Source organism: Acidimicrobiales bacterium, assembly GCA_036491125.1.
GTDB lineage: Bacteria > Actinomycetota > Acidimicrobiia > Acidimicrobiales > AC-9 > AC-9.
Genome location: DASXCO010000168.1, coordinates 1 through 10,475, shown reverse-complemented (window position 1 = coordinate 10,475; position 10,475 = coordinate 1). Strand labels below are relative to the sequence as shown.

General features: G+C 68.0%; 8 protein-coding genes and 1 tRNA gene. All 9 read right to left on the bottom strand.

Annotation, left to right across the window (positions count from 1 at the left end; genetic code table 11):
- Nucleotides 1-2,768, bottom strand: a 2,768-nt coding sequence (rpoC, locus tag VGF64_13095; protein HEY1635690.1) for a DNA-directed RNA polymerase subunit beta', incomplete at its 3' end; no start/stop codon positions are given.
- Nucleotides 2,769-6,347, bottom strand: coding sequence for a DNA-directed RNA polymerase subunit beta (locus VGF64_13090; GenBank protein HEY1635689.1), 3,579 nt, complete (start codon nt 6,345-6,347; stop codon nt 2,769-2,771).
- Between the two features lie 272 nt (nt 6,348-6,619).
- Complete coding sequence (gene rplL / locus VGF64_13085) at nt 6,620-7,003, bottom strand: 50S ribosomal protein L7/L12 (protein ID HEY1635688.1); 384 nt, start codon at nt 7,001-7,003, stop codon at nt 6,620-6,622.
- A 97-nt stretch (nt 7,004-7,100) separates the two neighbouring features.
- The gene (rplJ, locus tag VGF64_13080; protein HEY1635687.1) at nt 7,101-7,847 is read right to left on the bottom strand and encodes a 50S ribosomal protein L10; all 747 of its coding nucleotides are present in this window, start codon (nt 7,845-7,847) and stop codon (nt 7,101-7,103) included.
- A 160-nt stretch (nt 7,848-8,007) separates the two neighbouring features.
- Entirely contained in the window at nt 8,008-8,733 is a 726-nt protein-coding gene (gene rplA, locus VGF64_13075) for a 50S ribosomal protein L1 (protein ID HEY1635686.1), read from the bottom strand.
- 10 nt (nt 8,734-8,743) lie between these two features.
- A complete protein-coding gene (gene rplK, locus VGF64_13070) occupies nt 8,744-9,172 on the bottom strand; it encodes a 50S ribosomal protein L11 (protein ID HEY1635685.1) in 429 nt (142 codons plus the stop codon).
- Between the two features lie 24 nt (nt 9,173-9,196).
- Nucleotides 9,197-9,754, bottom strand: a complete 558-nt coding sequence (gene nusG, locus VGF64_13065; protein HEY1635684.1) for a transcription termination/antitermination protein NusG — start codon at nt 9,752-9,754, stop codon at nt 9,197-9,199.
- 298 nt (nt 9,755-10,052) lie between these two features.
- Nucleotides 10,053-10,337 (bottom strand): preprotein translocase subunit SecE, encoded by a 285-nt coding sequence (gene secE, locus VGF64_13060; GenBank protein HEY1635683.1) that lies wholly within the window; start codon nt 10,335-10,337, stop codon nt 10,053-10,055.
- Between the two features lie 51 nt (nt 10,338-10,388).
- A tRNA-Trp gene (locus VGF64_13055) sits at nt 10,389-10,461 on the bottom strand.
- Nucleotides 10,462-10,475 lie beyond the last annotated feature (14 nt).

Here is a 10,475-nt window from a genome sequence, read left to right as displayed (position 1 = left end):
AGCGCGACGCCGCGGTCGGTGCCGCAGTCCTCCTCGCGGATGATCACGTCTTGGGAGACGTCGACCAGACGACGGGTCAGGTAACCCGAGTCGGCGGTACGCAGCGCGGTGTCGGCCAGACCCTTGCGGGCACCGTGCGTGGAGATGAAGTACTCCAGGACGGTCAGGCCTTCGCGGAAGTTGGTCTTGATCGGGCGGGGGATCATCTCGCCTCGGGGATTGGAGACCAATCCCTTCATGCCGGCGATCTGCCGGATCTGCTGCGAGTTTCCTCGAGCCCCGGAGTCCACCATCATGTCCAGCGGGTTGAAGGCGATGGTGGCCAACTGGGCCTCCATGGCGCGTCCCACCTCGGAGTTGGCGGACGTCCAGATCTCGATTTCCTTCTGGCGCCGCTCGTCGTCGGTGATGATGCCCCGCTTGAACTGGGTCTCCGCCTTCTCGGCCTCCCGCTCGTACCGATCCAGGATGCTGTTCTTCTCGGGCGGGGTCCGGACGTCGTCGATCGAGATGGTCAGCCCCGACTGGGCCGCGAACCGGAATCCGAGGTCCTTGATCTTGTCGAGGCTGGCGGCCACCGCGGCCTTCGGATAGGCGGTCGCGATCTCCTCCACGATCCCGCCGATGCTGGTGTTCCGGCGTCCCACCACGTCGTTGACGAAGCGGAACCCGGGCGGCAGGGCGTTGTTGAAGATCAGCCGGCCCACGGTCGTCTCGAGCTCCACCGACGCCCCGTTGGATCCGCCGGCATCGGACGAGCCGTTGCCAGAGCCGTTGCCAGAGCCGTTCCCGGACAGGACCTCGCCCAGGGGACCCAGCTTGCTCGGCGCGACCCGCAGCTTGATCTTGGCGTGCAGGCCCACCTCGCCGGACTCGAAAGCGTGCTCCACCTCGTAGTGCTGGCGGAACGAGCGCCCCTCGCCCTTCGTCCCGTCGACCGACAGGGTGAGGTAGTAGACCCCGAAGACCATGTCCTGGGTCGGCACGGTGATGGGGCGGCCCGTGGCCGGCGACAGGATGTTGTTGGCCGAGAGCATCAGGATGCGCGCCTCGGCCTGGGCCTCGGCCGACAGCGGCAGGTGGACCGCCATCTGGTCGCCGTCGAAGTCGGCGTTGAAGGCCGTGCAGACGAGCGGATGGATCTGGATGGCCTTGCCCTCGACCAGGACGGGCTCGAAGGCCTGGATGCCCAGACGGTGGAGGGTCGGGGCCCGGTTGAGGAGCACGGGGTGCTCCTTGATGACGTCGTCGAGCACGTCCCACACCTGGGGCCGGCGTCGCTCGACCATGCGCTTGGCCGACTTGATGTTCTGAGCCAGCTCGGAGTCGACCAGCCGCTTCATCACGAAGGGCTTGAACAGCTCGAGGGCCATCTGCTTGGGCAGGCCGCACTGGTGGAGCTTGAGGGTGGGACCCACGACGATCACCGAGCGGCCCGAATAGTCGACCCGCTTACCGAGCAGGTTCTGGCGGAAACGCCCCTGCTTGCCCTTGAGCATGTCCGACAGGCTCTTCAGAGGGCGGTTGCCCGGTCCGGTGACCGGGCGACCCCGGCGGCCGTTGTCGAACAGGGCGTCGACGGCCTCCTGGAGCATCCGCTTCTCGTTGTTGACGATGATCTCGGGAGCCCCGAGGTCGAGCAGCCGCTTCAGCCGGTTGTTGCGGTTGATGACGCGGCGGTAGAGATCGTTGAGGTCGGACGTGGCGAACCGGCCGCCGTCCAGCTGCACCATGGGGCGCAGGTCCGGCGGGATGACCGGGACGGCCTCGAGGATCATGGCGCGCGGGTCGTTGACCCGTCGCTCGTGCTCGTCGCGGCGGTTGAAGGCCGACACGATCTTGAGCCGCTTGATGGCCTTCTGCTTGCGCTGGGCCGACAGGGGCCGGCGCCCGTCACCGGGATCGATGGCGTCGCGAAGCTTGACCTCCTCCTCGTCGAGATCGATGCGCTCGATGAGACGGGCGATGGCCTCGGCCCCCATGCCTCCCTCGAAGTACTCGCCGTAGCGGTCGCGCAGCTCGCGCCACAGCAGCTCGTCCTCGATGATCTTGCGGGGGTAGAGGTCCCGGAACTCGTCGAAGGCCCGGCGGGCCAGGTCCAGCTCGGCGGCAGCCCGCTCACGGAAGGCGGCGATCTCGCGCTCGGCCGCCCGCTGACGGGACTTGACCTCGGAGTCCTTGGCTCCCTCGGACTCCAGACCGGCGAGCTCGCCTTCCAGCTCCTTGAACCGGGCGTCGATGTCGAGGTCGCGCTGACGCTCGATGTCGGCCAGCTCCTCGGCCAGCTCGGCCTCGAGGTTGGGCAGCTCGGTGTGACGCCGCTCCTCGTCGACCCAGGTCACCAGGTTGGCGGCAAAGTAGATGACCTTCTCCAGCTGCTTGGCCTTGAGCTCCTCACGGACCTCGGTGCCCATGAGCAGGTACGCCAGCCACGACCGTGTGCCCCGCAGGTACCAGATGTGCACGACGGGGGCGGCCAGCTCGATGTGGCCCATCCGCTCCCGGCGCACCTTGGACCTGGTCACCTCCACGCCGCAGCGCTCGCAGATGATGCCCCGGAACCGGACGCGCTTGTACTTGCCGCAGTAGCACTCCCAGTCCTTGGTGGGCCCGAAGATCTTCTCGCAGAACAGCCCGTCCTTCTCGGGACGCAGCGTGCGATAGTTGATCGTCTCGGGCTTCTTCACCTCACCGTTGGACCAGGTGCGAATGGATTCGGCCGTGGCCAGCCCGATCCTGAGCTGGTCGAAGTCGTTGACGTCGAGCACCTAGAAGCTCCTCTCCCCGGCCCTGCGTTCGTCTTCCTCGTCCGACCCGCGTTCGGGTCGGCTTATGTCGATCCCCAGCTCCTCCGCCGTGCGGAAGATGTCCTCGTCCAGCTCCCGCATCTCGATCTCCTCGCCGGTGGTCGACAGGACCTCGACGTTGAGACAGAGGGACTGCATCTCCTTGATGAGCACCTTGAAGCTCTCGGGGATGCCCGGCTCGGGGATGTTCTCTCCCTTCACGATGGCCTCGTAGACCTTGACCCGCCCGAGGACGTCGTCCGACTTGATCGTGAGCAGCTCCTGGAGGGCGTAGGCCGCGCCGTAGGCTTCGAGGGCCCACACCTCCATCTCGCCGAAGCGCTGGCCCCCGAACTGAGCCTTGCCGCCGAGCGGCTGCTGGGTGATCATCGAGTACGGCCCCGTCGAGCGGGCGTGGATCTTGTCGTCCACGAGGTGGGCGAGCTTGAGCATGTACACGAAGCCCACACTGATCGGGTTGTCATAGGGCTCGCCGGTGCGCCCGTGGTACAGGCGGGTCTTGCCGTCGGCTCCGATCAGGCGCGTCTCGTCGCCCGATTCGGGGTGCAGCGTCTCGAAGAGATGCTTGATGGTCGGATGGCGGCCGGCGTCGTCCGCCTCGTCCCAGTGGGCCCCGTCGAACGCCGGCGTCGAGACCCATACCTCGGGCTCGGTCCGGGGACGCGTCTTCGCGGTTCCGTTCGTGAGCGCGGCCTTGCCGTTGCCGCGCCGGGCCTCGGCGACCTTGCCGTCGCCGTCCCAACCCCACCGGGCCGCGTAGCCGAGGTGGGACTCGAGGACCTGGCCGACGTTCATGCGGCTCGGCACCCCGAGCGGGTTGAGGATGATGTCGACCGGGGTGCCGTCGGACAGGAACGGCATGTCCTCGACCGGCAGGATCTTGGAGATGACACCCTTGTTGCCGTGGCGGCCGGCCAGCTTGTCGCCCTCGGAGATCTTGCGCTTCTGGGCCACGTAGACCCGGACCAGCTGGTTGACCCCGGGGGGAAGCTCGTGGGCATCCTCCCGGGAGAACACCCGGACGTCGATGACCTTCCCGGACTCGCCGTGAGGCACCTTGAGGCTGGTGTCGCGCACCTCCCGGGCCTTCTCACCGAAGATGGCGCGCAGCAGGCGCTCCTCCGGCGTGAGCTCGGTCTCGCCCTTCGGGGTCACCTTCCCGACGAGGACGTCGCCGGCGTCGACCTCGGCGCCGATGCGGATGATGCCGCGATCGTCGAGGTCCTTGAGGATCTCCTCCGACAGGTTGGGAATGTCCCTCGTGATCTCCTCGGCACCCAGCTTGGTGTCCCGGGCGTCCACCTCGTGCTCCTCGATGTGGATCGAGGTCAGCACGTCGTCGCGCACCAGACGCTCCGACAGGATGATGGCGTCCTCGAAGTTGTAGCCCTCCCACGGCATGAAGGCCACGAGCAGGTTCTTGCCCAATGCAAGCTCGCCCTGATCCGTGGAGGGTCCGTCGGCGAGGAGCTCGCCGACGGCGACCTTCTGGCCTTCGCTCACCACTGACCTCTGGTTGATACAGGTGTTCTGGTTGGAGCGGCGGAACTTGGCCAGGCGGTGGATCTTGCGCCCCGCCACACCCCCGTCGCGCTGACGGCCGGTGTAGTCGACGGCGACGTGGTCACCGGTCACCTCCGTGACCGTGCCCTCCCCCTCGGCGAGCACGACGTCGCCGGCGTCGCGTGCAGCCCGGGCCTCGACACCGGTACCGATGAACGGGGCCTCCGGGACCACGAGAGGCACCGCCTGCTTCTGCATGTTGGCGCCCATGAGGGCCCGGTTGGCGTCGTCGTGCTCGATGAAGGGGATCAGGGCTGTCGACACCGAGACGATCTGCTTGGGGGACACGTCCATGAGGTCGACCTCGGACGGGTGCACGAAGTCGATCTCACTCGTGCTGCCGTAGGAGGTGACGGTGGCTCCCACCCGCACGCCGGCGCCCTGCGGGCCCCGGCGGACGAGCACCCGGTCCTCGGCGATCTGGTCGCCCTCCAGGGCCGCGTTGGCCTGGGCGATGACGTGCTCCTCCTCCTCGTCGGCGGCCAGGTAGACGATCTCCTCGGTCACCTTGCCGTCGACCACCCGGCGGTAGGGCGTCTCGATGAAGCCGTACTCGTTGACCCGGCCGTAGGTGGCCAGGGCACCGATCAGGCCGATGTTGGGACCCTCGGGCGTCTCGATCGGGCACATCCGCCCGTAGTGGGAGGTGTGCACGTCGCGGACCTCGAAGCCGGCCCGCTCCCGGGACAGGCCGCCGGGACCCAACGCCGACAGGCGCCGCTTGTGGGCCAGACCGGACAGCGGGTTGTGCTGGTCCATGAACTGGCTGAGCTGGCTGGTGCCGAAGAACTCCTTGATCGCGGCCACGACCGGGCGGATGTTGATCAGGGTCTGGGGCGTGATGGCCTCGACGTCCTGTGTCGTCATGCGCTCACGGACCACCCGCTCCATACGGGACAGCCCCACACGGACCTGGTTCTGGATGAGCTCTCCCACCGAGCGGATGCGTCGGTTGGCGAAGTGGTCCTGATCGTCGAGGCGGTACCCGGGCTCGCCGTTGGCGAGGTGGAGCATGTAGGTCGACGCCGCCAGCATCTCGCTGGGGCTGAGGACGCCCTGCCCGTCGGCCGGGCGCTCGAGATCGATATCGAGGAGCTCCGAGATGCGGTCGATCTCGGGGCCGAGCTTGCGGTTGAGCTTGTAGCGGCCGACGCGCGTGAGGTCCGAACGCTTCGGGTTGAAGAAGGCGTTCTCGAAATAGGCCCGCGCGGACTCCACCGACGGGGGCTCCCCGGGACGGGCCCGCTTGTAGATCTCCAGCAACGCCTCGTCGCGGCTGGGGGCGAGCTCCCGCTCCTTCTCCCACTGGCCCTCGAGGAAGTCGAAGTGACGGACGAAGCGGCCCAGGAAGGCCTCGTCCTCGTAGCCGAGCGCCCGGAGCAGCACGAAGAGCGAGAGACGGCGCTTGCGGGCCACTCTGGTGCCGGCGGTGATGTCCTTGCCCGGCTTGGCCTCCACGTCGAACTCGATCCACTCACCGCGGTACGGGTGGATGGTCCCGGTCACGATCGTCTTGGCGTCACGCCCGGGCTGGAAGATGACGCCCGGCGAGCGAACGAGCTGGCTGACCACGACCCGCTCGGTCCCGTTGACGATGAAGGTGCCCTTGTCCGTCATCATGGGGAAGTCCCCCATGAAGACGGTCTGCTCCTTGATCTCGCCCGTCGTGGCGTTCATGAACCGGGCCCGCACGAAGATGGGCGCGGCGTAGGTCATGTCCTTCTCTTTGCACTCCTCCATCGTGAACTTCGGAGGGGGGCGAAGGTCCTGGTCGGTGGGATCGAACTCGAGCTCCAACCGGAGCTGACCGGTGAAGTCCTCGATCGGGCTGATATCGCGGAACGTCTCCGCCAGTCCCCTGTCGAGGAACCACCGGAACGAGTCCCGCTGGATGGCGACCAGGTCCGGCAGAGGCAGGACCTCGTCGAGGTTGGCGAATGAGAAGCGACGCTCCGGGATGCTGGAACGAGAGGGCAAGACCTACTCCTCTTTGAGGCGCAGTTCGGCGCGGGGGCCGAGGGACAGAGGCGCGCGGGCGCGCCTCATCAAGTGGTTAGAGCCGACGGGACGTGATGGGCGGGCACGGCAACCCTCAAGCATATATGCGAGCGCAGTAGAATACAACCCCTGCGGGGGGCCGCAACGGGAAGGCTAGGACGCCGGCCCCGTCCAGGTCAAGGAGCTGGGGGGTCGGACCCAGGGGACCCCGCCGGGGTGGGGTCCCTCCTCCGGACGGCTGAGGCCGCCGGTCACTTGACCTCGATCGCTGCCCCTGCCCCCTCGAGCTGGGCCTTGGCCTTCTCGGCCTCCTCCTTGGCGACCTTCTCCAGGACTGGCTTGGGAGCGCTGTCCACCAGGTCCTTGGCCTCCTTGAGGCCCAGGTTCGTGAGGGTGCGCACCTCCTTGATGACCTGGATCTTCTTGTCGCCCGCCCCGGTGAGGATGACGTCGAACTCGTCCTTCTCCTCTTCCGCCGGCGCCGCGTCGGCGGCGGCCGGACCCGACGGGGCGGCCACGGCCACGGGCGCCGCGGCCGTGACCCCGAAGCGCTCCTCGAACTCCTTGAGCAGCTCGCTCAGCTCGAGCACGGTCATGTTGGCGATCCCGTCGAGGATCTCTTCCTTGGTTGCCACTTCGGTCTCCCTTGTTCCTTGCTCTCGTTCTGTGTTGGCGATCCGGCCCGGCGTCTCGGCCCGGTTCTTCGAAATCCGGGCCGAGGCGCCGACCAGATCACCCTGCGGGCTCGGGCCTCTCGTCGGAGCCCTCTGTCTCTTTCGCCTCGCCCGGGCCATTGGCGCTGGAGGCGGCGGCCGGCTCTTCTTGTTCGCTCGCCTCGGCCTCGCTGGCGGGGCCGGAGGATGCGGCATCGTCGGTGGCCGCCCTTTCGTCAGAAGGGCGGTCAGCGACGGGTGCCGCTTCCTCAGCGCTCTCTGGCTCGGTAGCCGTCTCCGGCAGGCCGCCCTGCTGATCGATCAGCGCGCGGACGCCGTAGGCGAGGTTCTGGGGCAGGGCCTGGAGGAGGCTGGCGAACTGCTGCATCGGGGCGGCGAGGGCGCCCGCGAACAGAGCCAGCATACGGTCCCTGGATGGGAGCTCGGCCAGGGCGCCGGCGTCGGCCGCTGAGAGGACGTTCTGTCCCAGGAGGCCGCCCTTGACGACCAGATGCGGGTTCGTGCGAGCGAAGTCGCGGAGGGCCTTGGCCACCGAGGCGGCATCGCCTTCGACGAAGGCGATGGCCGTCGGTCCCTCCACGAGCGGCTCGAGGGTCTGGAGGCCGAGGTCGCGCACGGCGAAGCGCACCAGGGTGTTCTTGTAGATCTTGTAGTCGCCGCCGGCCTGGCGCAGGGCGCGCCGCAGCCCGGCCAGCTCCGAGACCTTGAGCCCGCGGTACTCGGTGAGGATCGCCGCGCTGGAGGAGGAGAGGCGCGTCCGTACCTCGTCTACCAGGGCGACCTTCTCGGCCCTCGGGTTCTCCATCGCGTTCCTCCTCGAGCATCTCCATCGCGGCCTGGAGCGACGAATGCCCCCGGTGCTCGAGGGTTTCGCCTCGTCGGGCGGGCCTCAGGGCCCTTTCAGCACCATGTCCTGGCGCACCGGATGTCTGCGGCGACCGGCGATCGGTTGTGCGATCAGGCTACTACGCCGGTACGGCCAGCTCCTCGTCGTCGATTCGAAGACGGTTGGGGTCGACCCGAATGCCCGGACCCATCGTCGAGGCGAGGGTCACCGAGCGGATGTAGCGACCCTTCGAGGCCGCCGGTTTGGCCCGCTGCAACTCCTCGATGACCGCCCGCATGTTCTCCAGCAGCTGGGACCGGTCGAAGGACACCTTGCCGATGGGCACGTGGACGTTGCCCACCTTGTCGGTGCGGTACTCGACCCGTCCCCCCTTGAACTCGACGACGGCCCGCCCCACCTCAGGGGTGACCGTGCCCGTCTTGGGGTTGGGCATGAGCCCCCGGGGTCCGAGGATCCGACCCAGCCGACCCACCTGGCCCATCATGTCGGGCGCGGCGATGGCGACGTCGAACTCGAGGAACCCCTCGTTCTGCACCCGGGCGGCCAGCTCGGCCCCCCCGACCACGTCGGCCCCTGCGTCCCGGGCCTCGGCGGCCGCGTCGCCCGTGGCGAAGACGACCACCCGCACCGCCTTGCCCGTGCCCGCCGGCAGGCTGACGGTTCCCCGCACGATCTGGTCGGCTCTGCGCGGGTCGACTCCGAGGCGGACGGCGAGCTCGACGGTCTCGTCGAAGCGCGCCGTGGCCAGGCTCTTCACCAGGTCGACCGCCTCGGCCGGGGTGTGCAGGCTCTGACCGTCGAACCGCCTGCCCACATCGGTGTAGCGCTTTCCTCTCGATGCCACCGTCCGCCTCCTATCGGGCCACGTTGATGCCCATCGACCGGGCCGTGCCGGCGATCTGGCGCTTGGCCGACTCCAGGTCGTTCGCATTGAGATCGGGCATCTTCACCTGGGCGATCTCGACCAGCTGGGCGTCGGTGATGGTACCGACGATCTCCTTGCCCGTCGTCGTCGCCCCCTTCTCGGCGCCGGCGGCCTGTCGCAGCAGCACAGGGGTGGGCGGCGTCTTCAGGATGAACGAAAACGACCGGTCCTCGAAGATCGTGATCTCGACGGGGATGATCGTGCCCCGCTGGCTCTCGGTGGCCGCGTTGTACTGCTTGCAGAACTCCATGGTCTGGACCCCGTGCGGGCCCAGGGCAGTCCCCACCGGAGGCGCAGGCGTGGCCTGGCCGGCCGGCAGCTGAATCTTCACGACGGCGACGACACGCCTTCTAGCCACTGAGAGTCCCTTTCTCCGCCTGGCCTAGAGCTTGGCGACCTGGCTGAACTCGAGCTCGACCGGTGTCTCCCGTCCGAAGATGTTGACGAGCACCTTGAGCTTGAGCTGGTCTTCGTTGATCTCGGCGATCTGGCCAGAGAAGTCCGCGAACGGACCCTCCTTGACCCGCACCGTCTCGCCCACCTCGTGCTCCAGGCGGGGGCGGGTCTTCTTGACCCCCTCGGCGCCTTCGGGCTTGACCTGCAGGATGCTCTCCACCTCACGTCGCGACAGCGGCGTCGGCTTCGTACCTGGGCCGACGAACCCGGTCACCCCGGGCGTGTTGCGCACGACGGACCAGGAATCGTCGTCGAGCTCGCAACGGGTGAGGAGGTAGCCCGGAAAGACCTTCTTCTGCACGACCACCTTGCGGCCGCCCTTGAACTCGACGACGTCCTCCATGGGGATGACGACCTCGTAAATCCGATCCTCCATGTTCATCGACGAGATCCGGCTCTCGAGGTTGGACTTCACCTTGTTCTCGTAGCCGGCGTAGGTGTGGACCACGTACCACTGCCCGGGCCGGTCATACGGGCTCTCGATGACCGGCTCCGCGTCCTCGGCGACCTCGTCCTCAGCGAGCTCACCCTCCACGCCCTCCGGCTCGACGACGGCGTCGCCGGGACCGACCTCGAGGGCGTCGGTGAGCAGGGCCGCCGCCGACTCCTCGGCCGGTGGCTCCTCGACGGAGGACTCCGCGGGGGCGGTGTCCTCGAGTCCAGCCTGCTGCGGCTCGGCCCCCGGCTCGGGCTCGGTCCGGGCGCGATCAGCAGCACCCCTGGCCACTGCTTCGGCGGGGCTGTCGGACGGGAGGGTGGGATCGTTGGTCATGGTGTGGAGCTCACGCGTTGAACAGGAAGAGGACGGCCTTGGAGAAGGCGTAGTTGAGGACGAAGATCATGGACGTTATGACAATGAGGGTAATGAGCACGACGGTCGAGTAGTTCACGACCTCGGACCGGGACGGCCACGCGACCCGGCGCAGCTCGTTCCGGACCTCCCGGAGGAACTCGGCCGGAGTCGTGCGCCGAGGGGCGTCCCGCTGACGACTGGGGGTCGGCTCGCTGACAGGGACCGCCGGATCGGCCGCGACCGAGCCCTGGCTCTGGCCTTCGCGCTGCATCATACGTTTGGTCTGACGATTCACGGCGATCCTCGGCTCCGGTCACCGGGCGAGCAGGGCAGGAGGGACTCGAACCCCCAACCGCCGGTTTTGGAGACCGGTGCTCTGCCTATTGAGCTACTGCCCTTGGGGGCTCCGAGT